Source organism: Hominiventricola filiformis, from assembly GCF_020686965.1.
Taxonomy (GTDB): Bacteria; Bacillota; Clostridia; order Lachnospirales; family Lachnospiraceae; genus Hominiventricola; species Hominiventricola filiformis.
Genome location: NZ_JAJEPS010000002.1, coordinates 214,043 through 239,739, shown reverse-complemented (window position 1 = coordinate 239,739; position 25,697 = coordinate 214,043). Strand labels below are relative to the sequence as shown.

At 44.2% G+C, this 25,697-nt stretch carries 22 protein-coding genes, 2 tRNA genes and 1 other annotated feature; all 24 genes read left to right on the top strand.

Going from position 1 to position 25,697, the window contains the following annotated elements; all coding sequences use genetic code 11:
- The first annotated feature begins 57 nt into the window (after window positions 1-57).
- On the top strand, window positions 58-1,752 hold the full coding sequence (locus tag LKD36_RS04010; protein ID WP_308458789.1) for a hypothetical protein: 1,695 nt from the start codon (window positions 58-60) through the stop codon (window positions 1,750-1,752).
- Between the two features lie 57 nt (window positions 1,753-1,809).
- Window positions 1,810-3,162, top strand: coding sequence for a sugar transferase (locus LKD36_RS04005; protein ID WP_308458788.1), 1,353 nt, complete (start codon window positions 1,810-1,812; stop codon window positions 3,160-3,162).
- Complete coding sequence (locus LKD36_RS04000) at window positions 3,155-4,417, top strand: glycosyltransferase family 4 protein (protein ID WP_308458787.1); 1,263 nt, start codon at window positions 3,155-3,157, stop codon at window positions 4,415-4,417. Before LKD36_RS04005 ends, LKD36_RS04000 begins: the two co-directional genes overlap by 8 nt.
- Entirely contained in the window at window positions 4,401-6,080 is a 1,680-nt protein-coding gene (locus tag LKD36_RS03995; protein WP_308458786.1) for an alginate lyase family protein, read from the top strand. Before LKD36_RS04000 ends, LKD36_RS03995 begins: the two co-directional genes overlap by 17 nt.
- Window positions 6,073-7,296 (top strand): nucleotide sugar dehydrogenase, encoded by a 1,224-nt coding sequence (locus tag LKD36_RS03990; protein WP_308458785.1) that lies wholly within the window; start codon window positions 6,073-6,075, stop codon window positions 7,294-7,296. Before LKD36_RS03995 ends, LKD36_RS03990 begins: the two co-directional genes overlap by 8 nt.
- A 25-nt stretch (window positions 7,297-7,321) precedes the next feature.
- Entirely contained in the window at window positions 7,322-9,463 is a 2,142-nt protein-coding gene (locus tag LKD36_RS03985) for a bi-domain-containing oxidoreductase (RefSeq protein ID WP_308458784.1), read from the top strand.
- Entirely contained in the window at window positions 9,444-10,436 is a 993-nt protein-coding gene (locus LKD36_RS03980; RefSeq protein ID WP_308458782.1) for a glycosyltransferase, read from the top strand. The genes LKD36_RS03985 and LKD36_RS03980 overlap by 20 nt, the downstream gene beginning before the upstream one ends.
- A 59-nt stretch (window positions 10,437-10,495) precedes the next feature.
- Window positions 10,496-11,002 (top strand): SEC-C metal-binding domain-containing protein, encoded by a 507-nt coding sequence (locus tag LKD36_RS03975; protein ID WP_118770238.1) that lies wholly within the window; start codon window positions 10,496-10,498, stop codon window positions 11,000-11,002.
- A gap of 68 nt (window positions 11,003-11,070) precedes the next feature.
- Window positions 11,071-11,277: a hypothetical protein gene (locus LKD36_RS03970; protein ID WP_308458781.1), complete on the top strand. Its 207-nt coding sequence runs from the start codon at window positions 11,071-11,073 to the stop codon at window positions 11,275-11,277.
- Window positions 11,262-12,110 carry an acyltransferase gene (locus LKD36_RS03965; RefSeq protein ID WP_308458780.1) on the top strand — a complete coding sequence of 283 codons (849 nt, stop codon included), beginning with the start codon at window positions 11,262-11,264 and terminating at the stop codon, window positions 12,108-12,110. The genes LKD36_RS03970 and LKD36_RS03965 overlap by 16 nt, the downstream gene beginning before the upstream one ends.
- 322 nt (window positions 12,111-12,432) lie before the next feature.
- Complete coding sequence (gene thrS / locus LKD36_RS03960) at window positions 12,433-14,361, top strand: threonine--tRNA ligase (RefSeq protein ID WP_308458779.1); 1,929 nt, start codon at window positions 12,433-12,435, stop codon at window positions 14,359-14,361.
- Between the two features lie 5 nt (window positions 14,362-14,366).
- Complete coding sequence (locus LKD36_RS03955) at window positions 14,367-15,542, top strand: hypothetical protein (RefSeq protein ID WP_308458778.1); 1,176 nt, start codon at window positions 14,367-14,369, stop codon at window positions 15,540-15,542.
- A 93-nt stretch (window positions 15,543-15,635) separates the two neighbouring features.
- Window positions 15,636-15,709 (top strand) — tRNA-Met (locus tag LKD36_RS03950).
- A gap of 74 nt (window positions 15,710-15,783) precedes the next feature.
- Complete coding sequence (locus LKD36_RS03945; RefSeq protein WP_308458777.1) at window positions 15,784-17,541, top strand: CotH kinase family protein; 1,758 nt, start codon at window positions 15,784-15,786, stop codon at window positions 17,539-17,541.
- A 27-nt stretch (window positions 17,542-17,568) separates the two neighbouring features.
- Window positions 17,569-18,426 (top strand): alpha-1,2-fucosyltransferase, encoded by an 858-nt coding sequence (locus LKD36_RS03940; protein ID WP_118770233.1) that lies wholly within the window; start codon window positions 17,569-17,571, stop codon window positions 18,424-18,426.
- A gap of 13 nt (window positions 18,427-18,439) precedes the next feature.
- A complete protein-coding gene (gene ispF / locus LKD36_RS03935) occupies window positions 18,440-18,973 on the top strand; it encodes a 2-C-methyl-D-erythritol 2,4-cyclodiphosphate synthase (protein WP_118770232.1) in 534 nt (177 codons plus the stop codon).
- Window positions 18,961-19,806 (top strand): GNAT family N-acetyltransferase, encoded by an 846-nt coding sequence (locus LKD36_RS03930; RefSeq protein ID WP_308458776.1) that lies wholly within the window; start codon window positions 18,961-18,963, stop codon window positions 19,804-19,806. The genes ispF and LKD36_RS03930 overlap by 13 nt, the downstream gene beginning before the upstream one ends.
- Window positions 19,807-19,877: 71 nt before the next feature.
- Window positions 19,878-21,437 (top strand): NAD(P)/FAD-dependent oxidoreductase, encoded by a 1,560-nt coding sequence (locus LKD36_RS03925; RefSeq protein WP_308458775.1) that lies wholly within the window; start codon window positions 19,878-19,880, stop codon window positions 21,435-21,437.
- Window positions 21,438-21,476: 39 nt separating this feature from the next.
- Window positions 21,477-21,702: a binding site (T-box leader), on the top strand.
- A 61-nt stretch (window positions 21,703-21,763) separates the two neighbouring features.
- Complete coding sequence (epsC, locus tag LKD36_RS03920; protein ID WP_118770229.1) at window positions 21,764-22,429, top strand: serine O-acetyltransferase EpsC; 666 nt, start codon at window positions 21,764-21,766, stop codon at window positions 22,427-22,429.
- Window positions 22,429-23,835 (top strand): cysteine--tRNA ligase, encoded by a 1,407-nt coding sequence (gene cysS, locus LKD36_RS03915; protein WP_118770405.1) that lies wholly within the window; start codon window positions 22,429-22,431, stop codon window positions 23,833-23,835. The genes epsC and cysS overlap by 1 nt, the downstream gene beginning before the upstream one ends.
- Window positions 23,820-24,251, top strand: coding sequence for a Mini-ribonuclease 3 (locus LKD36_RS03910; protein WP_118770228.1), 432 nt, complete (start codon window positions 23,820-23,822; stop codon window positions 24,249-24,251). Before cysS ends, LKD36_RS03910 begins: the two co-directional genes overlap by 16 nt.
- Entirely contained in the window at window positions 24,248-24,988 is a 741-nt protein-coding gene (gene rlmB / locus LKD36_RS03905; RefSeq protein WP_308458774.1) for a 23S rRNA (guanosine(2251)-2'-O)-methyltransferase RlmB, read from the top strand. Before LKD36_RS03910 ends, rlmB begins: the two co-directional genes overlap by 4 nt.
- Before the next feature lies 1 nt (window position 24,989).
- Window positions 24,990-25,580, top strand: coding sequence for a sigma-70 family RNA polymerase sigma factor (locus LKD36_RS03900; RefSeq protein WP_308458772.1), 591 nt, complete (start codon window positions 24,990-24,992; stop codon window positions 25,578-25,580).
- A gap of 39 nt (window positions 25,581-25,619) precedes the next feature.
- Window positions 25,620-25,692, top strand: a tRNA-Thr gene (locus tag LKD36_RS03895).
- Window positions 25,693-25,697 lie beyond the last annotated feature (5 nt).

The window sequence follows — 25,697 nt, the reverse complement described above, 5'->3', positions numbered from 1 at the left end:
GTTTTTGAAAGAGTTAATGTAATATAGAGAAGAGAGAATGAAATGGGGATAATAGCTATGAGCATTAAAAAGAAAAATATAATAATTGCCTGTATATTGCCGGTATTTCTGATTGGTGGATTAAGTCAGGTAATTCCATTTATATATGCAATCATTGATGACCGCAGCATGATGGAAATTTTATCAGGTCAGTATCTAGGATATCCAGATGCACATGCAATTTTTCTACAGTATTGGTATGCACTGGCACTGACAGGATTATATCATATCTGCTCGCAAATAGACTGGTATGCATTAAGTTTTTTTGCAGCACAATGGTTTTGCATGAGTTTAATTCTATACCGTATCATGGGTAAAATGGAACAAAGAAAAGAAAAAATATGGAAAATCATACTGGCATTATCAGTATTTCTTGTGATTGGGCTGCAAACATTAACGCAGATTACATTTACAACAACGGCAGCCGTTCTGGGGGCTTCCATATTGTATTGGTATGCAACAACGGAAAGAATGACGATCGCAGATCTGATAGTATTGGGAATACTTGAATTTCTGACAATGCAGATAAGAATAGAAGTTTTTTTTATGGTTCTTCCAGTGGGAATAGTTTTCTGGTGTATCCGGATGTGGAGGGAAAAAGGAGAAAAAAGGGAAAAAATAGAATGGTATGTACCGGTTGTTGTGTTTGTTGTGCTTTTTATTGGACTCCTTGGAAAAGAAGTCGGTTATGGAAATGAGGCATGGAAAGAATACAATATCTACAATCAATATCGTTCAGATATTTATGATTATCCAGATTATACATTTCCGCCATATGAAAGTGCGGAAGAACTATATGCCGCTGCAGGAATTGACAGTAAAAGCCGGGCGCGTACATTGATGAATTATAATTATACAGCAGATGACAAAATTACTCCGGAATTTTTCGAAAATTATATCCATACTTATAAGAAAATATATCCAGTAGGACAAAATAGAACAGAAAAATTAATTAAAGCGGCAAAAATTTATGTAAAAGGTTTGTTAGATGGAAGATTTCATCTGATTCAAAGTATTGGAATGCTGGTGCTTGGACTTTTGTTTTTGCTCAGTATTTGGAGAAAACATTGGAGTCAGGCAATAGAACTTCTTGGTCTGCTTGGAATACAGTTTGTACTTTGGATTTATTTACTTTATAAAGGACGCGTTCCAGAACGAGTCATCTATAGTATGAATCTACTATTAGTCGTAATTGCAATTTTGATATGCAGAGAAATCAGTTCTTCATTTGAACAGGAATTTGTGAAAAAAATATGGAAGAAAGGATTGACAGCAGCTGTTTTTGCGCTGGTCATGATTAGTGTTGTATACGGAAATTCTATTCGCATTCAAAACGAAGAGCGTTATAAAAGAAATGAATCTGTAGAAAATCTTAAGCAGTATTGCTCTGAATATTCAGAAAATTTTTATTTTAACGATGTGACGACCATGGCATTTACTACATGGAATGTGAAACTTTGGCGTAATAAAACTTATACGATGAATTATATGTCTCTGGGAGACTGGATGAGCTTTAGTCCCGTGTGGAAGAAAAAACTGGAACAACAGGGGATCACCAGTGTGCGTGAGGCATTGTATAAGCGGGACAATGTATATTTAATCTGCACGTTTGATAAGGGGCTGGAATATCTGACCTCTTTATATGAGAACACAACCTGCACGGAAGTGGATCGTGCGGGACTATTTCATATTTACAAACTGCAATCCTTGTAAAAGTATCCTGAAAGTGGTAGAATACAGAAGACTATAGATAATGAGGTAACTGTGTTCATGGATAAATTTGATCAGTATAAACGGCTTCTTCGTCTGGGCATAGCCGGAATTGAGATTATTCTGGAAGCTGCATTTTTTACGTATGTCTGGTTTGGAGTATACAATGGACGGAGACTGAATCCGTTTGAAAATAAAGGTAATCTGATGATGGTGGGATTTTATATCCTTTATTTGGTTGTCTTTATTTATATGTATGGCGGAACAAAATATGCGTACTATCGCAAGGGACAGCTGATTCTTTCCCAGACGCTGGGAACGGTCATTGCAAACGCGCTCATGTATATGCAGATTATCATGGTTGTAGGACAGTTCCCGCTTCCGGCGGTATGGCCCATGCTGGTATTATGTGTGCCGGAATTCCTGATTATTGCTTTGATTAATCAGATGTCTGACGGTATTTTCCGGAAGATGTTTCCACCAAAGCATCTGCTCCTGATCTGTGATCTGGAATATAAGGAACTTTTGCTTCGGAAGATTTCCAGCAGAAAAGATCTCTATGAGGTGAGCAGATGTGTGTCAGCGTCAGAACCGCTGTCAGTCTTACAGAAAGAAGTGGCAGACTGTGATGCTATGATGCTCTATGGGATTGAAGAGCAGAAACGGAACGATCTGATCAAATTCTGTTATGAGAAATCCATCCGGATCTATGTGGCTCCGGAGGTGTCAGATATTCTGCTGCGTGGTGCAGACCGCGTCCATTCCTTTGACACACCGTTTTTCCTTCTTCGAAATTCCGGCCTGTCTTTTGAGCAGCGGATTATGAAGCGTGCCATGGATATCCTGATTTCAGGAGCCATGCTCATTGTGGCTTCTCCCTTTATGCTGTTGACGGCACTGGCCATCAAGCTGGAAGATCATGGTCCGGCGCTTTTTAAGCAGGAGCGGGTAACGATCGGAGGTAAGAAGTTCTATATCTATAAATTCCGCAGTATGATCGTAGATGCGGAGAAGAATGGAGCACAGTTCTCCACGAAGAATGACAGCCGTATTACGAAGGTGGGTAAATTTATCCGTGCCACCAGACTGGACGAGCTGCCCCAGCTTTTAAATATTTTAAAAGGAGACATGAGTATTGTAGGGCCGAGACCGGAGCGCCAGACGTACATTGATGAGTTCTGTCAGGAAACGCCGGAATTTATCTATCGTCTGAAAGTAAAAGCCGGACTGACCGGTTATGCGCAGATTTATGGAAAATACAATACGACTCCGCTGGACAAGTTAAAGCTTGACCTTATGTACATTGAAAGTTATTCGGTTCTTCTGGACATCCGTCTGATCTTCCTGACGCTGAAGATCATGTTCACCAAGGAGAGTACAGAAGGAGTGGAGGAAGGACAGAACCATGCATAGATTTTGGATATTTAACCATTATGCGACGACCCCCCTTACGGGGCCGCTGCTCCGCCACTATTATTTTGCGGAGTATTTAAAAGAAAGAAATATTGAGACGACAGTCTTTGCGGCCAATGAGCTTCATCAGACCGGAGGCTGTGTCGACACCCACGGGAAGCCTTATCTTCGGACCGAAGAGGAAGGGGTTCCCTTTGTCTTTGTTAAGACGAGTAAATATGAAGGTAACGGAATCTCCCGTGTGAAGAACATGGTGAGCTTCTTCCTAGGACTTTTAAAGATCAGCAAGGGCTATGCGAAGCAGTATGGAAAGCCGGATGTGATCATGGGTTCCAGTGCCCATCCCCTGACCAGCATTGCGGGAATTCTGGTGGCCAGACGGTTCCGGGTCCCGGCTATCGTAGAAGTCCGGGATCTCTGGCCGGAGGCTATCTTCTCTTTTGGAAAAGTAAAGATGAACAGTCTGGTAGGACGGCTCTTAAGTGCCGGAGAAAAATGGATGTATGTCCATGCGGATGCTATTGTATTCACCAAAGAAGGCGACGTGGATCACATCAAAGAGATGGGATGGGATAAAGACCACGGCGGTAAGATTGATCTTGCCAAATGCCATTACATCAACAATGGTGTGAATCTGAAGGATTACTATGCAAGTATTGAGAAGGATATTCTGAAAGATCCGGATCTGGAGGATGACAGTTTCAAGGTGGTGTACACCGGGACGGTTCGCCCGGTCAACAATGTGGGCAATCTTCTGGATACGGCAAAATTATTAAAAGATAAAAAAGATATCAAATTCCTGATCTTCGGTGGTGGAAGCGAGCTGGAAAAACTGGAAAAAAGAGTACAGGATGAGCACATAGACAATGTGATTTTCAAAGGGTTTGTGGAGAAAAAATATATTCCGTATATCCTGAGCCGATCTTCTGTGAATGTATTGAATTATTCTCAGGCAAACTATAACTGGTCCAGAGGCAACAGTTCCAACAAGCTGTTTGAGTATATGGCCAGTGGAAAACCGATTATTTCCACGGTGAAGATGGGATATTGCATTCTGGATAAATATCAGTGTGGTCTGTCCCTTGAGGAGTGTACAGCGAAGGCGCTGGCAGAGCAGATCCTGAAGATTCATGATATGCCGGAGGAAGCTTATGCCCAGATGGCGGAGAATGCGAAGAATGGGGCAAAGGATTTTGACTTCCCGGTACTGACCAGGAAACTTTATCAGGTGATCAAGAGTGTGGAAAAAGATTGAGAAATATTACCGGACGGTGTCTTATCTGAAGAAAAGCCAGGTAAAATTCTTGGTGAAGAATCGTCTGGAAAGAAAGAAAAAAGCAATAACGAAAGCCTCTGCACCGGCGTTGGGAACAATGCCACTCTGGATGGATCGCCTTGACGCTCATCCGGATTATGAGAAGCGGTTTGACCGGGATGAGATTTTAAACGGAACGGTGACACTGCTTCATGAGAGCGGTATTCCGGGCGGTCATAATTGGGATAATCCGGATAAGAGTCATCTGTGGAATTTTAATCTGCAGTATCTGGAATTTCTGATTCCGCTGGCAGCAGCCTATCGGGAAACCGGAGAGGCGAAGTATTATGAGAAGTTCCGTGATTATTGTCTCCGATGGATGGAAGATAATGAAGACGGGACCGGGGATGGATGGCATCCTTATACCATTTCTTTGAGGCTTACTAATCTCTGGATCTGTATGGATGGATTTGGTGAGATATTCCGGAAAGATGAGAAATTTACTCAGAAGCTGGGTGACAGTATGTACGCTCAGTATCTGCATCTGCAGAAGAAGCTGGAGCTTCACCTTCTGGGCAATCATTATCTGGAAAATTTAAAAGCAGTCATGCTGGGTGCGCTGTATTTCAAAGAGCCGGGTGTTTATGATGATTATAAAAGCCGCTTGCTGGAGGAACTGGAAGAACAGATCCTGCCCGATGGCATGCATTATGAACGAAGCCCCATGTATCATAAGATTGTACTGGAAGATCTGATGAGGGCAGCAAGAGGTGTGGAGAAAGCAGACCGCCTTTTCTACGAAGAACTAAGTAAGAAGATTAAGAAAATGGCGGACGTTATGTATTCTCTGGAAGATGGCATGGGACAGACGCCGCTTTTCAATGATTCCGGGGATAATGTGGCGCGTTCCATGGTAAGTCTCCTGGCAGCACTCCGGGAAGAATTCGGAATTACGCCGGATTATAAAGCATCTTTCCCGGATGCCGGTTATTATTGCCTGCGAAGCGGAGATGTGAAGGTTCTTCTGGATGCAGGTGCCATTGCGCCGGATTACATGCCGGGACACGGACACTGCGATGGATTGAGTTTTGAACTGTCCAGACAGGGACATCCGGTCTTTGTGAATTCTGGTACAGGGATGTATCAGGGGGCATTACGGGGATATTTCAGAAGCACTGCAGCCCATAATACGGTGATGATTGACGGCGAGGAACAGTCTGAATGCTGGGGAGAACACCGGGTAGCCAGACGGATTTCAGAAGTAACCGGTTCTGCCGGCAGCCAGGAGCTGAAAGGCAGGCTGACGACGGCATCTGGCAGAAAGCAGGGACGCTGTATCTGGGCAGAAGGCAGCAGTGTCGAGATCTGGGATCAGGTAGACGGACATGCAGATGCATATTTCCATCTGGCGCCGGATTATCATTATGAAGAAGCGGAAAATTCCGTATTGGTCAAAGAAAAAGACGATACGCTGGTCTGCCGTATCATTCCGGAAAAACAGGATCAGGTAAAAATCTACCGGGAAGGAACCATCTGTTCCTATGCACCGGAATTTGGAAAAACAGAACAGATACAAGTGCTTGCACTTGCCTGGGAGGGCGATGGAAGTGAGCACATAACACAGATCATATTCGAAAGAGAAAGGGAGAAGCATCATGATTAATGTAGTAGGACTTGGTTATATCGGTCTTCCCACTGCGCTGATGTTTGCAGCACATGGGGTAGAGGTTGTAGGAACGGATTATAATAAGGAGCTGGTAGATACCCTGAATGAGGGAAAGACTACCTTCGAGGAGGATGGCCTTGACGAACTGTTCCAGGAGGCAGTGAGCAAAGGGATCCGGTTTTCTCATGAGTATCAGAGCACGGATATGTATATCGTGGCAGTGCCGACTCCCTATGATAAGGCTAGTAAAAAGGTGGATGCAAGCTACGTAGTAAAGGCAGTGCAGAACGTTATGAGTGTCTGCCCGAAGGGCGCAACGGTGGTTATCGAATCTACCGTATCTCCGGGAACCATCAATAAATATGTGCGTCCGATCATTGAATCCGACGGATTTACCATCGGCGAGGATATCAATCTGGTGCATGCACCGGAGCGTATCATTCCGGGAAATATGGTATATGAGCTGAAACATAATTCCCGTACGATTGGTGCAGACAGCCTGGAGATCGGTGAAAAAGTAAAGGCCCTGTACAGCTCTTTCTGTCAGGGAGAGATCGTGGTAACGGATATTCGTACCGCAGAGATGACCAAGGTAGTGGAGAATACCTTCCGAGATATTAACATTGCATTTGCCAATGAGCTGGCGAAGATCTGCCGCTCCGATAATATGGATGTGTATGAGATCATCCGAATTGCCAACAAGCATCCCCGTGTCAACATTCTGACTCCGGGACCTGGTGTCGGCGGACACTGCATCTCTGTAGATCCGTGGTTCCTGGTAGGTGATTATCCGGGCCTGGCAAATATCATTCTGGCAGCCAGAAAGATCAATGACGGTATGCCTGATTTCGTTCTCGAACGGATTCACAATATCATGAAAGAGAATAACATGACCGATGTGGGAAGAGTAGGTCTCTACGGTCTGACCTATAAAGAAAATGTAGACGATACGAGAGAAAGTCCGACCTTGCAGATGTTGGAGAGCATGGAACGCCATCTCTGCGGCGGACAGATCAAAGTCTATGATCCCTATGTAAAGAAAGATCTGGTGCCGAACCAGTATCATGATCTGGACAGCTTCCTTGCAGATGTGGATTTTGTGGTTCTGCTGGTAGGACATGATGAGATCAGAGAAAATATGGACAAACTGAAAGGAAAAGTAGTGTTGGATACCAGACATATCTGTTTCCTGGATGGAACCTACCGCTTGTAGAGAAGGGAATGGAGAAACATAATATATGAAACAGTTATTTCTGAATGTAAAAGACGGAAGCATGAAGCTCATTGACCAGCCCATGCCCACGGTAAAAGAAAATATGGCTCTGGTGGAGACTTTGTATACGGTAGTCAGTGCCGGTACAGAGAGAGGCCTTGCTTCTTTCGGCGGCAAGAATCTGGTCCAGAAGGCACTGGAGCGTCCGGATCAGGTAAAGAAAGTGTTGGAAAAGCTTTCTACCGATGGGATTGTGACTACTATCGAGAGTGCCTTTAACAAGCTGGCAGAACCGATGCCTATGGGATATTCTGGTGTAGGACGTGTCATTTCCTGCGGAAAAGGCGTGACAGAAGTACAAGCCGGAGATCTGGTAGCCATGGTAGGTACCGCTTATCACTGCGAGATCAACCGGGTGAGTAGAACTATGCTCACAAAGATTCCGGAAGAGTTACAGGATTATCGTCAGGCAGCGTTCTGCGCCCTGGGTGGTATTGCACTGGAGGGGATCCATCAGGCGGAAGTCGTACCGGGAGAGACTGTAGCAGTCATCGGTATGGGACTTCTGGGACATATTGTGAGCCGTATTTTAAATGCTTACGGTTGTGACGTCATTGGCTATGATGTGGTGGATAAGACCATGCCAGGTACCAACCTGAAGGCATTTATCAATTCCGGCGATGACAGCGCTGTTGATATGACCAAGGCACTGACCAGAGGACGCGGTGTGGACAAAGTCATCATCACCGCAGCAGCCAATACCAATGCACCCATGGATCTGGCGGCAGCCATTGCCCGTGACCGCGGTATTATCTGCATGATCGGTGTAACCCAGATGAACATTGACAGACGCCCGTACTATGAGAGAGAGCTTTCTTTCCGCATTGCCCGTTCTTATGGAGCAGGACGTTATGATGCGACCTATGAGCAGAAGGGAATTGATTACCCCATCGGCTATGTGCGCTTCACAGAAGGTCGCAATATCGAGGAGTTTGTCCGCCTGCTTGCTCAGGAAAGAATCAGTCTTTCCGATATCATTACCCATGAGATTCCCTTTGCTCAGGCAGCAGAAGCTTATGAGATGATCACGAAGAACCCGAATCATGAGCGTTATATCGGCGTTCTTCTGAAATATGATGAAGAAAATAAAGAAAAATGGAATGGAACCATTCATAATCCGGAGGCAAAGAAATCTGTATCCGGTGATAAGATCCGTCTGGGACTTATCGGAGCGGGCAACTTTGTACGCAGCACCATGCTTCCGATTATGAAAGAGACCGGACTCTTTGAGTTCCGTGGACTGGCTACTACCGGTGGTGTAGGCGGAGCACAGGCTAACAGCGGAACACCGTTTGCTTATACCACCAATGATTATAAAGAACTGTTGGCAGATCCGGATATTGATCTGATCGCAGTTTCCACTCAGCATAACAGCCATGCCAAATTTGTTATCGAGGCATTGAATGCTGGAAAGCATGTCTATTGTGAGAAACCGCTTTGTCTGACTCTGGATGAATTACAGCAGATTAAAGAAGCGTATGAGAAATCCGAGGGCGAGCTGTTCGTAGGCCTGAACCGGCGTCATGCGCCGCTCATTCAGCAGATCAAGAAGGATCTGAAGACGGACCAGATTCCGGCAGTCTATGATTTTATTGGAAATGCGGGATTTATTCCGAAGGATCACTGGGTACATGACGAGGCAGCAGGCGGCGGCAGAATTCTTGGTGAGGCATGCCATTTCGTGGATCTCATTCAGTACCTGGATGGCAGCGAGCTGACGGATATGAACGTGACCGCAGCTTCCAACAATGCTTATCCTATGAATGACAATGTGCTGATTACGCTGAAGTTTGCATCCGGAGCAGTTGGAAACATTGTGTATTCTTCCATGGGCTCCAAAAAATATCCGAAGGAACAGCTGCGCGTATTATCCAACGGATCTGTCTATGAGATGGACAACTTTATCCGTCTGAAGAAATACGGAAGTACGAAGACTGTTACCCATAAGTTGAAACAGGACAAAGGTATTAAGGCAGAGTATGAGTATATCTGTCAGGTACTGAAGGGCAAAGAGAAGAATACCGTGATCCGGGATGCATTCCGTGGTCAGGAGCTTCTGATCAAAGCCATGAACAAGGTGAAGACCGATGAGAACGCTCGTTTATGATGTAGCGGCAGACAGCGGCGGAGCAGCGACGGTTCTTCAGAGCTTTTATGAAGAATTTAAGAAAGATACAGAGAATGAATACATTTTCGTGCTCAGCGTCTATAAACTTCCGGAGACAGACAATATCAAAGTCCTGAATTTCCCGGAAGTGAAGAAAAGCATGCTGCACCGGCTGTATTTTGATCACTTCGTGGCCCATAAGCTGGTAAAGAAATATAAAGTTGACCGGGTATTGTCTCTGCAAAACATTGAACTTCCTCATACAAACGTGCCGCAGACGGTATATGAACATAATGCGCTTCCCTTTTCGGAATATAAATTCAAACCATGGGAGGCATTCCGCCCTTGGTACAGCCAGCAGATTTTAGGCCGGATGATGAAAAAGTCCATTTGCAGAGCAGAAAAAGTGCTGGTGCAGACCAACTGGATGAAGGAAGAGATCATCCGTCAGTGCGGCATTCCGGCTGACCGGGTGGAAGTGAAGTTTCCGCCGGTAGAGATGCTGAAAACTCATCCATGGAAGATGGATGAGGCCTGTCCTACATTTTTTTATCCGGCAGGCCCGCCTGCATATAAGAATCACCGGACATTTTTAAAGGCCTGTGAACTTTTAAAAGAGCAGGGCATGGAAGATTACCGGGTGATCTGGACCGTGACGGGAGAAGAAAATGAGGGTATGAAGAAGTTGAAAGCGGAGGCAGAAGAAAATAAGCTTCCGATCGAGTTCATCGGCCCGGTGCCGAGAACACAGCTCTTTGAACAGTATGCGTCTTCTGTACTGGTATTCCCGTCTTATATTGAGACTATAGGACTGCCGCTTCTGGAGGCAAGATCTGTCGGCGCGCCGATTCTGGCGGCAGACTGCCTGTATGCAAGAGATGGCGTGGGAGATTATGATAGGGCGGAATTTTTTGAAACCTTTGACAGTGAGGCATTAAGCCGGCTGATGAAACAAAAAATCGTTGAAAAATAGAGGAAAATAGTATATATTATCCCTATATGTTTATTTATTGAAAAAGGATGGTTAAGAACATGGCTTTATTAAAAGAATGGCAGAAAATTGCCTATGATGAGAAAAAAGATAAGGGAGCTCTTCAGAGATTCTGGGCAAATTACTTCAACCTGGAAAAAGGTGTGTATGAGAAACTTCTCTCTGATCCGGATACCGAAGTAAAAGGAACCGTAAAAGAGCTGGCTGAGAAATATGGTTTAAGCGTTATGGAGATGACCGGATTCCTGGATGGTATTAATGAGAGCCTGGTAGAGGCAAACCCGATTGAGGAGATGGAAGAGGATACCGTTGTCAGCCTGAAATTCGACAAAGAAAAACTGTACAAGAACATGGTTGACGCAAAAGCTGACTGGCTGTATGAACTGCCGCAGTGGGATGAGATCTTCGACAAAGAGAAAAAACATGCACTGTATCTGGAGCAGAAAAAGTCCGGTACCATCGTAAAAGGTAAGAAAATTGGCCGTAACGATCCGTGTCCGTGCGGAAGCGGCAAGAAGTATAAACAGTGTTGTGGAAAAAAAGCATAATCATAATAACTTGAGACTCCAGATGACGTGACATGTTGTCTGGAGTTTTTTACGAATGGGAAAAGAGTATGAATGAACGAAAAAAAGAATGGGATATGATTCGGATAATTGCGTGTTTTTGTGTAGTTGTTATTCATGTTGCCGGATATGGAATGGAAATAAAAGATCCCCATACAACTGATTGGATGATACGGAATTTAGTTGTTTCTATGGTAAGATGTGCTGTACCAATTTTTTTATGCTTAGTGGAATTCTTTTCATGGAAAAAAAGCTGAGCATTTTCGAATTGTACAGAAAATATGCAGCAAGAATAGTAATTGCCTGGATAAGCTGGTCTTTTCTGTATGCGTTGATTGATTGTGTTGCATATAAAAAAACACATGAAATTACAGGAGAGTATTTTTGGACTCATTTTTTGGGAGGACATTATCATCTGTGGTTTCTGCCTGCAATTCTGACAGCGTACCTGTTTTTGCCTGTTTTACAAAAAATGATTAAATATCTTGAAATAGAAGATTTGTTATATATTGGAATTCTGATTTTGACAGGAATCATTTGCAGAGAAACACTGCAACCACTAATAAACAGTGTAATTTTAGATACTGCTCTGAAAAATTTTCCTCTGGCTGAAATCCCAGTAGGAATTTTGTATTTCATTCTGGGCTATTATTTGCATCATTATATTGATTATTTTTCCGGAAAAAAATGTTTTGCCATCTATCTTGGTACCTGCATTTTGGCGGCCGTAGTGAATGCATTGTACTCATTAGCATATAAGCAAAATATGTCAGTGACTTCAGGATATCTCTCGATTTGGGTTGTAATTTCTTCGGCGGCGGTATTTGTTGCTCTTGAAAAAGGACTGAAAATAGAGAAAAGAAAAATTTTAAATGAGGCAATTTTGAGATCAATATCAGAATGTACATTTGGAATTTATCTGATCCATACTTTGTTTATCGAGCAGGTTTATAGAAGAATAGGATTAACTCAGGAAAAGTTTCCGGTGATAGTAACAATTATACTTTTTTCAGCCATGACATTTTTGATTAGTTATGTGATCATATGGTGTCTGAAAAAAATACCATTCATAGGAAAATGGATGGTTTAAGTTGTGAAAATCACCTTGACAACCTTTCGTACCATGTTATAATGGAAGCCAGTTAATACAAAAAAGCAAAGACAGGAAGAGTAAGCTGACAGAGGCATCCAGAGAGAGATACGCAAGGTGCGAGTATCTTATGAAGAAGTCAGTGGAAGACCACCCTGGAGCGGCTCCAATAAAGCCCGGCCGACACCGTTATCGTCTGAATGAGTGGTGATTACACAAGATGGGTGGAACCGCGGTAAGAGTAAGTCTATCGTCCCTGAACAGTTAAGTGGCTGTTCAGGGATTTTTGTTGTATTACAAAAAAATAAAGGAGCATGAAAAGATGAAAGTGACATTAAAAGACGGATCAGTTAAAGAGTATGCACAGCCGATGGCAGTCATTGATATTGCCAGAGATTTAAGTGACGGTCTTGCACGTGTAGCCTGTGCAGGTGAGGTGAATGGAGAAGTTGTAGATCTTCGTACAGTCGTAGAAAATGATGCAGAGGTAAATATTCTGACTGCAAAGGATGAGGCAGGTCTTGCTGCACTGAGACATACCGCAAGCCATGTGATGGCACAGGCAGTAAAGCGTTTGTATCCGAGCACCAAACTGGCAATTGGACCGTCTATCGCAGATGGATTCTATTATGATATGGAGTTTGAGACTCCGCTGACCAGCGATGATTTTGATAAGATTGAAGCAGAGATGAAAAAGATCATCAAAGAGGATCTGAAGATTGAGCGTTTCACCAAACCGCGGGCAGAAGCCATTGAGTTTATGAAAGAGAAAGGCGAGCCGTATAAAGTAGAGCTTATTGAAGATCTGCCGGAGGATGCAGAGATCAGTTTCTACAGTCAGGGTGAGTTTACAGACCTTTGCGCAGGACCGCATCTCATGAGCACCAAGGGTGTTGGTAAAGCATTTAAGATCATGAGCCTTGCAGGAGCTTACTGGAGAGGTGACGAGCACAATAAGATGCTGACCCGTCTCTATGCAACTGCTTTCGCTAAGAAAGAGGAACTGGAAGCTTACATCACTATGATGGAAGAGGCGAAGAAACGTGACCACAGAAAACTTGGAAAAGAGCTGGGGTTGTTTATGATGCATGAGGCAGGACCGGGATTCCCGTTCTTCCTTCCGAATGGAATGGTTCTGAAAAATACGTTGCTTGATTACTGGAGAGAAATCCACAAAAAAGCAGGTTATGTAGAGGTTTCTACTCCGATTATCCTGAACAGAAAACTGTGGGAGACTTCAGGACACTGGGATCATTACAAAAACAATATGTACACCACTGTAATTGATGATGAAGATTATGCAATCAAACCGATGAACTGTCCGGGTGGTGTTCTGGTATATGCATCCGAGCCGCGTTCTTACAGAGACCTGCCGCTGCGTGTAGGTGAACTGGGACTGGTACATCGTCATGAGAAATCCGGTCAGCTGCACGGACTGATGAGAGTTCGCTGCTTCACTCAGGATGATGCACATATCTTCATGACTCCGGATCAGATCAAAGATGAGATCAAGGGCGTTGTAGCACTGATCAACGAAGTTTACTCTCTGTTCGGATTTGAGTATCATGTAGAGCTGTCCACCAGACCGGAAGATTCCATGGGAAGCGACGAAGACTGGGAGATGGCAACCGAGGGCTTAAGAAGTGCCCTTGATGAGATCGGCCTTCCGTATGTAGTAAATGAGGGAGACGGCGCATTCTACGGACCGAAGATCGACTTCCATCTGGTAGACTGCATCGGCAGAACCTGGCAGTGCGGTACCATTCAGCTTGACTTCCAGCTGCCGCAGCGTTTTGAACTGGAGTATATCGGAGCAGACGGCGAGAAACATCGTCCCATCATGATTCACCGTGTCGTATTCGGATCTATCGAACGTTTTATCGGTATCCTGATTGAGCATTTTGCAGGTGCATTCCCGACCTGGCTGGCACCGGTACAGGTTCGTGTACTTCCTATTTCTGACAAGTACATGGATTATGCAAAGAAAGTGGAAGCACAGCTGAATGAAGCAGGTATTCGTGTTGACGTAGATACCAGATCTGAGAAAATCGGATACAAGATCCGTGAGGCAAGAAAAGCAAGAATTCCGTATATGCTTGTTGTAGGTGAGAAGGAAGAGGCAGAAGGAAAAGTATCAGTCAGAAGCCGTTTCCTTGGAGATGAGGGACAGAAAGATCTTGGTGAGTTCATTGCTGCAATCGAGGAAGAAATTCAGAACAAAGTAAACCGTAAAGTAGAAGTGACGGAGTAAATAGTTTGAAAAAAGCGGTAAGCTATCTTGCAATTGTTATTTTTGCAGTGCTTCTTCTTTCTTATAGTAAATATGGTTCTCTTCAGGCGGTGAAATCACCGCTTGAGGAGGAATTATTTTATACTACAGAAGGATTTGAAGAACCGGAAGAGGCAGTTACTTATTTTTTGTATCAGGTACAGCAAAATAATATGGATGGTGCCCTGAGAGTGTGTGCGATCAGTGATCTTGCAGAATATTTCAGCCTGACGAATTTTATCGAATATACAGGTCAGTTTCCGAAAATTTCCATGCTTCCTCCTGCAGAAATGGAGAATAAAGCATATATTGAAATTTCCAGAATGCGGCTTGCCTATAAATATGGCCTTTTGTTTCAAAAAGAGTATAATGCATTAGCTCATGGACAGCAGATGAAAATCCTGGATGTACGGAAAATAGAACCGGAAAATCCAGATGGAATGTATTATGAAAACAGGAAAGCAATCAGCCAGATTATGGGTGCCAGAGAAGTAGCTGAAGTGTGTGCGTACGTGCAGACGGATGAACAGATTCGGGAACTGCATTTTTCGTTGGCTCGATACAAAAAGTACTGGAAGATGATTTTATGTAATGATCTGGAAAAATGGCATGATCCGAAGCCGGCAATATTGCTGGTAGAAGAAAAGAGTGATTTTGACGCCGCAGGAGTTGCATTGGATGGTATGGATGAAATCATTCTGCCTCCAAATTACTATATCCTGACACCGCAGAAAGCAGATACAAAAGAAATACTGGCATCCGATTTTTTCCTTTATCTGCAGAGAGGTGATACATTGTCTGCAATTTCTTTTTTTTATCATCCCGGGGAAACAGATGCGGTTTCTGTACTGGAAACATTAAGATTGCAGAAGGAAGCAGCAATCAGGCTGCAGAAAATGTATTATGGAATGTTGCTGTATGATCAGCAGACTGTGGAATGGGCCGAAAGACACTATAGTGATGAGCCGGATGCGATTCCCAAACTTCTTGATACCAAAAATATGATTTTTTCAAGTTATAGTGGAGTGGATAATCTGATAGAAGATGGCAATTATTCAGCAATAAAAATAAATTATGGATATGCGAATCAGTGGTATAGTGTGATTTTAAATCTGATAAATAGAGATGGTTGGTACATAGATTCATTCAGTTCACAAGAATGAAAAAAGTGTGTCAAGCATCAATGAAAAAAGTATTGACAACCGACTTCATATTTGGTATCATATTGAAGTCGGTTGAAAAACCGGAATATATATGGCGAGATAGCTCAGTTGGCTAGAGCACACGGTTCATACCCGTGGTGTCGAGGGTTCGAATCCCCCTCTCGCTATTTTAAGCTTCCTAAGAGATTAGGGAGCTGTTTTTCTTTATAGGGAAGATGGAAACTTATGGAGGAATGAGCATTTGACAAAAAAATATGTGTCAGCAATGGTTATCATTATATTGTTGGCTGTTTTGACTGGAAGTGTGATTCTGCTATGCGTGAGGAATCCGGAAGTGCATTTTTCCAGAAAGGATGCTTTTCAGGAAGAAGCTTTTGATCTGACGTTAAGTGCAGGTATCCGTGGAGGAACTATTTATTATACGCTAAATGGGGATACACCGACGACAGAGTCGGATGTTTATACAATGCCTATCCGTGTGGAAGCTGGACTGCCTATGGCAACAACAGTGGTGAAAGCCATGGTGGTGCAAGGCGGCATTGAGAGTTCTGTGTATACCCAGACTTATTTTGTGGGTCGGGGCGTATCGGAACTGTTTGATACTATGGTAGTGTCTCTGACTACGGATCAGGCGAATCTCTACGATGAGAAGACCGGTATTTTCACAAATTGGGATCAGGTTAATGATGAAAACGGAAGCTGGGAGCGCCAGGCATACATTGAATTCTATGAACATGATGGAACACCCATGATTGCTCAGGGAACCGGTATTGCCGTATCAGGACATGGCTCCAGGGGATATGATCAGAAGAGCATCAAGCTGATTGCATCAAAACAGTATGATATGGAACATCCTGTTTTTGACTATGATTTTTTTGACACTGATATGGCAGGAAATGCAAAGGGACAGTCTTATAACCGGTTGGTGTTGAGAAATGGCGGTTCCGATCATGAAGGAACCATGATCAAATGGAATGTGGTCAGCAGACTTGGAAAAGAAGCTGGAATTGTCTGTGCGGGCGCAAGACCAGGCGTGCTTTTTGTTAATGGAGCATATTATGGTATTATTCAGCTTCAGGAGAAGTATAGTAGATATAATGTAGCTTCAGCCATAGGTGCCAGAAAAAAGGATATTACAAAGTATGAGCCGAATGAAATAAACAGCTCCAGGTTTGGCGAATATTACGGACGACTCCATTCGGATCTTAATGATCCAGAACGCCAAGAAAAGCTGGAAGAGTCCGTGGATATGACGGATATGCTGCAACATTATGCGGTGAACTGTATTATGAATAATGTCGACTGGCCGTTTCACAATTTCCTCTCCTGGAAATGCGCAGCCGGAACCAACAGTTCTTATGCGGATGGAAAGGTTCGATTCTTCCTTTATGATCTGGATGCGGTATATGGAGATACCAGCAAGGGAGAAATTGCAAATGAGTTTGATTATCTGATGCAGGAGCCTGTAGAGGATATGACAGATACGCTGTCTATTCTTATGAAGTCGGATAAATATCGGACCCAGTTTGTAAATATGGTCTGTGATCTGACTAATACGACATTTGCAGCCGATCATGTGCTGCAGGTGATTGATGAAGAAGATCAGAAGATTGCCCATTCCATGGCACTCTACTATACAGATGAGGAACGGACGCGGCAGCAGGAAGCAGTAAAAGTTATGAGAGAAAAAGCATCGGAGAGCTGTGTGGTAGTACATGCAGGACTGCAGAATAATCTGGGAGCCGCAGAGCCTTATACATTGAAGCTTCAGGTTCCGAATGGATTGTCAGTGGCATTCAGCCAGATTCGACTTTCTGGAGAGACAGAATATGAAGGGGTCTATTATCATAACTATCCGCTTACTCTTGTGGTAAATGACGACGATGGAAATTCTTATCATTGGATGATTAACGGAGAGCGGGTGGATGGTTCTGAACTATTGTTAGATAGCAACTATACAGACAATGAGCTGAATATCCAGCTTGTAGTAGATAAGTAAATACACTCATAAAAAGAGGAGATCCGTATGAATATTATCTGGATTGATGGCGGCCTTGGAAATCAGATGTTTCAGTATGCACTGGCTTTAAAACAGCAGCAGATGGGAAAGACAGTGAAGATTGATGTGACTAAATATGAGACTCATCATTGGCACAATGATTTTGAACTGGATCGGGTATTTGGATTGGAATGTCCATTTGCAGATTTAAAAGAGATAAAGAAGTTTGGCTACAGAAAAGCTAACAGATGGACAGAATTTTTGAGGAAAACGCCTTTTGGCAAAAAGACAATCTATAATCATGAATCATATTCCTTTGACTCTTATGTCCTGGATCTGGATGGATATTATATAGAGGGCTACTGGCAGAGTGAACAATATTTTTCGGATATCGAAGAGATTGTCAGAAAGACATATGTTTTTCCAGAATTAGAACAGGACTGGCAGAAAGAGCTGGTACGGTCAATGAGAGAAACGCATTCTGTGAGTGTTCATATCAGAAGAGGCGATTATTTAAATTATCCGAATCTGAATGGAATTTGTACATTGGATTATTATAAAAATGCAATGAACTATTTCCGGGGCAGATATAATGGAAATGTTTGTTTTTATATTTTTACAAATGATTTTGAATGGACAAAATCGCATTTTACAGATGCGGACTGTTGTTTTGTACAGGGGAATACCGGAAAAGAGAGTTATCGAGATATGCAGCTGATGAGTTTGTGCGAGCACAATGTGATTGCGAACAGTTCTTTCAGCTGGTGGGGGGCATGGCTGAATGCGAATAAGGAAAAAACAGTTATTGCACCGGAGAGATGGGTGAATTCGGAAGAAGATACATCGGCGGTAGTTCCTGAAAGCTGGATAAAAATGAAAGGGTAAAAGGAGGTTCACTATGCGGGTAGGTATGGGATATGACGTACACCGTCTGGTAGAAAACAGAGATCTGATTCTTGGAGGCGTGAAGATTCCTTATGAAAAAGGCTTGCTGGGACATTCGGATGCAGATGTGCTTTTGCATGCGATCATGGATGCACTTCTGGGAGCAGCGGCGCTGGGAGATATTGGAAAACATTTCCCGGATACAGATCCGGCTTATGAGGGCGCTTCCAGCATGAAGCTTCTGGAGCATGTGGGAAAACTTCTGGAAGAGGAAAATTATCAGATCATCAACATTGATGCGACGATTATTGCACAGAGACCGAAGATGCTGCCGCATATTCCTCAGATGATTGAGAATGTGGCATCTGTCCTGAAGCTGGAGAAAAATCAGGTGAATATTAAAGCCACGACAGAAGAGGGACTTGGATTTACGGGAAGCGGCGAAGGTATTTCTTCTCAGGCAATCTGCTCTCTGATGCCGATTGCGGCATATATTGATGATGACAGAACAGCAGGCTGTGGAGGCTGCATGGGATGCCAGAGATAATAGAACAGGAAGAAAAGATCTGGAATCCAAGGTATCTGAAGCCGGAAGAGCGGGGACTTACAAGGGAACTGTATCATGCGGTGTTCGCAGAGGATACGGAACGGTTTGTGGACTATTATTATCAGTATAAAATAAGAAATAATGCGATTCTGGTTCTGGAGGAAGAGGAGAAGATCATTTCCATGCTGCACCTGAATCCATATACCATGATTGTAAACGGGTATGAGTTTCCCTGCAATTATATCGTGGCAGTGGCAACTGATCCGGATTACCGTCATCAGGGGTGTATGCGGGCATTGCTGGAGCGTGCACTGAATGACATGGCTGATCGAAAGATGCCGTTTACGTTTCTCATGCCGGCCAGTGAGAGTATCTATGCGCCCTTTGATTTTGTATGGATCTGCCCGTTTACGGAACTGCCCATGCGGGTGTCTCGAATGAATGCGGACGGTCAGAACCGATATCTGGCTTCTCATTATCAGATGTTCTGTAAGAGAACAGAAAACTATATGGAGAATCTGGCAGCAGAGAAGAAGGCGGAAGAGGGAGAGATCGCTTCAGATAAGATGCCGCCGTTCATGGCACGTATTACCGATGTATGCGGTATGCTTTCTCTGGCGTGCGGCAGACAGGATCAGGAACTGTATTTGCAGATTAAAGATCCGATTATCGGGAAAAATAACGGTTATTTTCAGTGGAAGATATCCGGTGAACAAAGTACAGCAGTAAAACTGTCAGGGAAACCGGAATATGTAGATCTGGAACTGACTATCGGAGAACTGGCTTCCATGATTTTTGAGGGATTTCATATTTGTCTTACGGAGGTTGTATAACCATCCCTTTGCAAATGCGGACAGATATGTTATAGTTAAAAATAGTGTAATCGGAAGCAGGAGGAAATACATTGAAGAAAAAAGCGTTGATCATAGGTGCAGGACCGGCAGGTCTTACCGCAGCATATGAATTATTAAAAAGAGGAAATGACATCGAAGTCGTGGTTTTCGAAGAGAGCGACTGTTTCGGAGGCATTTCCCGTACGGTGGAATATAAAGGAAACCGGATGGATATGGGCGGACATCGCTTTTTCTCCAAGATTCCGGAAGTCAATGCGTGGTGGGATCAGATGCTTCCCATGCAGGGAGCACCCAGCTACGATGATCTGGAACTCGACCGTGAGGTGCCGCTGGAGAAGAACGGTCCGGATCCGGAGAAGGAAGATCGGGTTATGCTGACCAGACATCGGGTATCCCGTATTCTGTTTGATGACAAATTTTATGATTATCCAGTATCTTTAAAGCTGGAAACACTGAAAAATATGGGAATCTTTACCACGATGAAGGTAGGATTCAGTTATCTGGCATCCCTGCTTCACAAGAGACCGGACGACAACCTGGAAAATTTTTATATTAATCGATTTGGCAAGAAGCTGTATTCCATGTTTTTTGAATATTATACGGAGAATCTTTGGGGACGTCATCCAAGAGAGATTGATGCATCCTGGGGTGCACAGCGTGTCAAGGGTTTGTCTATTGTAGCGATCCTTCAGGATATTTTTGGGAAGATTTTCAACCAGAAAAACCGGAAGGTGGAGACTTCTCTTATTGAGCAGTTCAAATATCCGAAACTGGGGCCGGGAGAACTCTGGGAGGTAACGGCATCAGAAGTGGAGAAGATGGGTGGCACTATCATTAAAGGAGCAAAGGTAACGAAGCTTCATAAAGATGAGAATAATATGCTGACGGGTCTTATTTATGAAAAAGATGGTGCAGAGCAGGAAATGAGCGGAGATGTGATCATTTCTTCTATGCCGGTCAAAGATTTGGTGGGTGGTATGAACGATGTGCCGGAGACTCCGGCCAGAATCGCCAAAGGACTTCCGTATCGTGATTATATGACGCTCGGTGTACTGGTTCCGAAGATCAAACTGAAGAATAAGACAAAGATGAAGACGGTTGGAAATATCGTTCCGGATTGCTGGGTTTATGTGCAGGACCGCCGTGTAAAGATGGGACGTTTCCAGATTTACAATAACTGGTCTCCGTATATGGTAAAAGATCTGGAGCATACTGTGTGGATCGGACTGGAATACTTTGTCAACGAGGGTGATGAGTTCTGGAACATGACAGAGGAAGCATTCTCGAAATTTGGTGTGGATGAGATGGTGAAATTAGGTCTCATCGACAGTGCGGATGAAGTACTGGACAGCCATATGGAGCGTGTGAAGAAAGCATATCCGGCTTATTTTGATACCTATGACGAGATGGATACACTGATCGAGTATCTGAATACCATTCCGAATCTGTACTGTGTAGGACGTAATGGACAGCATCGGTACAACAATATCGATCACTCCATGGTAACTTCTTTTGAGGCAGTGAAGAATATTCTCTCCGGAGAGGCTGACAAGTCCAATGTCTGGAATGTCAACACGGAAAAAGAATACCATGAGGAAAGCAAAGCTTGACAAAATCCGCTAAATTTCATATTCTATAGAAAGAATTGAGTAAATGCGTGGAACGGATAGAGTAATCTGCCCAGAGCCATCAGAGAGAAATTGCCACCGGCTGAAAGCAATTTCGGGCTGCTGAAGAGGAAAGTGCATCCGGGAGCAGACAGGAGGAACTTCTTCTCAGTATTCCTGTACGCATGGCACACGTTACGTGCATTGAGTGGAAAAGGTGAACTGCCTTTTTCAGTAGAGTGGAACCACGGATACCTTCGTCTCTATATTGGAGACGGAGGTTTTTTTGTATCATTAAAAATCAGGGAAAAAGAGGAAGTAGAGCAATTATGGGAATCATCAGTTATGTAAAAGAGGAGATTGCGGTGATTCGGGAACGGGACCCGGCAATTAAGTCGAATATGGAAGTATTTCTGTATCCGACTTTTCATGCGATCCTGAAATATCGACTCGCACATAAGCTGTATCAGAGAAAACATTATTTCTGGGCCAGATGGATTTCACAGCGGACCGCCAGAAAGACCGGAATCGAGATTCACCCGGGTGCAACTATCGGAAAGGGACTTTTCATTGACCATGGAACTGGTGTGGTCATCGGTGAGACCGCAATTCTGGGCGATAATGTAACTCTGTATCAGGGTGTGACCCTTGGTGGTACGGGAAAAGAACATGGAAAGCGCCATCCGACGCTGGAAGACAACGTTATGGTCAGTGCCGGTGCCAAGATCTTAGGATCATTTACCATTGGCGAGAATTCCAAAGTAGGAGCCGGAAGTGTGGTATTGCAGCCGGTGCCGCCCAACTGTACGGTAGTCGGTGTTCCTGGGCGCATCGTAAAGAAAGACAATGTGAGAATCCCGAGAACGGATCTGGATCAGGTGGATCTTCCGGACCCGGTACTGGATGCAATTTCAGAATTACGTGAAGAAAACAACAAATTACGCGAAGAATTGGAAATACTGAAAAAAGAAATCAAAGGAGGAAATGTACAGTGATTCGCATTTATAATACCTTATCCAAGAAGAAAGAAGACTTTGTGCCGTTAGAGGAAGGAAAGGTCCGCATGTATGTGTGCGGCCCAACTGTTTACAACTTTATCCATATCGGAAATGCACGCCCGATGATCGTGTTCGATACGGTTCGCCGTTATCTGGAGCACAAAGGATATGAGGTAAATTTCGTATCCAACTTTACGGATGTGGATGATAAGATCATTAAGAAAGCCATTGAGGAAGGCGTTCCGGCAGAAGAAATTTCCCAGCGTTATATTGCAGAGTGCAAGAAAGACATGGAAGGTATGAACATCAAACCGGCCACCACCCATCCGCTGGCGACTCAGGAGATCGGCGGCATGATCGAGATGATCTCAGAGCTGATCGAGAAGGGGTATGCTTACGAGAAAAATGGAACCGTTTACTATCGTACCCGTAAATTTGCAGAGTACGGAAAGCTTTCCCATAAGAATCTTGATGATCTGCAGGGAGGAAATCGTTCTCTTCTGGTATCCGGTGAGGATGAGAAGGAAGATCCGCTGGATTTCGTCCTCTGGAAACCGAAGAAAGAGGGCGAGCCGGCATGGCAGTCTCCGTGGGGCGAGGGCCGTCCGGGATGGCACATTGAGTGCTCTGTCATGTCCAAGAAATATCTGGGTGAGCAGATCGATATTCATGGTGGCGGAGAGGATCTGATCTTCCCTCATCATGAGAACGAGATTGCCCAGAGTGAGGCATGCTCTGGAAAATGCTTCTCCAGATACTGGATGCACAATGCATTCCTGAACATTGACAACCGTAAAATGTCAAAATCCCTTGGAAATTTCTTTACTGTTCGTGAGATCGGTGAGAAATACGATCTGCAGGTACTGCGTTTCTTCATGCTGAATGCACATTACAGAAGTCCGCTGAATTTTAGTGCTGATCTGATGGAATCTTCAAAGAACGCACTGGAAAGAATCCTGACCGCTGTTGAAAACCTGAAATATGTGGCAGAGCATGCATCACTGCAGGAGATGACCGAAGAGGAAGTTCTGAAATTGGAAGAGACAAAGAAATTCGAGGAGAATTTTGATGATTCCATGGATGATGATTTCAATACCGCAGACGCTATTGCAGCTGTTTTTGATCTGGTCAAATTTGCAAATACCAATGTGGCAGAAGGTTCCAGCAAGGCATTTGCAGATGCGTTGAGAGGGAAAATCCAGAGCTTGTGCGATATTCTTGGTATTATTACAGAAAAGAAAGCGGAACTTCTGGATGCTGATATCGAGCAGCTCATTGAAGAGCGTCAGGCAGCCAGAAAGGCTAAGAACTTTGCGAGAGCAGATGAGATCCGTAATGAGCTTCTTGAGAAGGGCATCGTTCTGGAAGACACCCGTGAAGGAGTAAAATGGAAGAGAGCATAAAATATTTAAAAGAGCAGTTTGATCTGCAGCCGGTGGATATCCGCACCTATTCACCGGTGGTGCTCGCCTATATAGGAGATGCAGTCTATGAACTGGTGATCCGTACGATTTTGGTGGATCAGGGAAATCGACAGGCGAATACACTTCATAAAAAGGCGAGTACTTATGTCAAGGCATCTGCACAGGCTGCCATGGCAGAAGCATTTCTTCCGGAACTGACGGAGGAGGAGCTTTCCTATTTTAAACGCGGCAGAAATGCAAAGACGGTCAGCATGGCAAAACATGCGACCATGCATGATTACCGCCATGCGACGGGTTTTGAGGCGCTGATGGGATATCTGTATCTGACGGATCAGATGAAGCGCATGATTGATCTGATTAAAATCGGTATGGAACGTACAGGAGGAACCCCATGAGATATGAAGAACTGACCATCGAGGGCCGAAATGCGGTCATGGAAGCTTTCCGCTCAGGCAAGACCATCGACAAGCTCTTTGTGCTGAAAAATTGTCAGGATGGCCCGGTAAACAGTATTTTAAGAGAAGCCAGAAAACATGATGTAATTGTAAGCTTTGTGGCAAAAGAACGTCTGGATCAGATGTCAAAGACCGGAAAGCATCAGGGTGTCATTGCATCTGCTGCAGCCTATGAGTATGCAGAGGTAGAGGATATTTTAAATCTTGCACGGGAGAAGGGTGAACCGCCTTTTATCTTTCTGTTGGATAATATTGAGGATCCTCATAACCTGGGAGCTATTATCCGTACTGCCAATCTGGCAGGTGCTCACGGAGTCATTATCCCGAAACGTCATGCTGTGGGGCTGACGACAACCGTAGCAAAGACGTCTGCAGGCGCTCTTAATTACACTCCGGTTGCGAAGGTGACGAATCTGGGTGCTACCATGGAAGAACTGAAGAAAGAAGGACTGTGGTTTGTCTGCGCGGATATGGGCGGAACGACCATGTACGACCTGAATCTGACGGGTCCGATTGGATTAGTTATTGGAAATGAAGGTGAAGGTGTAGGCCGTCTGGTAAAAGAGAAGTGCGACTATGTGGCATCAATTCCCATGAAGGGGGATATCGACTCCCTGAACGCTTCTGTGGCAGCAGGCGTATTGGCCTATGAGATTGTAAGACAGAGGATGAACTGATTTGAGAGCAGCATATCCTGAGATGACGGATAAGGAGCTGTTTGAACGGCTCGGCAGAGGGGAGTCCGAAGTGGCGGACTTCCTTCTGGAAAAATATAAACCTATGGTAAAGAGGCAGGCCAGAACGCTGTATCTGATCGGCGGCGAAAACGAAGATCTGATCCAGGAGGGGATGATTGGTCTTTATAAAGCAATCCGGACGTATCGTCCAGGCGAGAGTGCTTTTGCCAGTTATGCGCAAGTGTGCGTGAACAGGCAGATGTATACAGCGGTACAGGCTTCCGGCAGAAAGAAACATGAACCGTTGAACGAATATATTTCCCTGAGTGAGGATTTGAATCTTTTTCTTCTCGATAACCCGGAGTCCAGAATGATTGCCCAGGAAAATATGGAGAAGAGATATCAGCTGATTGATAAGCAGCTCAGCAGTATGGAACGACAAGTGCTGAAACTTTATCTGGAAGGCGGCAGTTATGAGGAAATTGCCGAAGAAATGGGCCGGTCTGAGAAGTCTGTCGACAACGCAATTCAACGTTTGAAAAAAAAGTTAAAAAAAGTTGAAAAAAGTGTTGACACTCAGGGTGCCCTGTGATATTATAATCAAGTCGCGAGCGCAAGCGACACAAAACAAGCTGCTGTGGCTCAGTCGGTAGAGCGTCGCATTGGTAGTGCGGAGGTCACGGGTCCGATTCCCGTCAGCAGCTTTGTA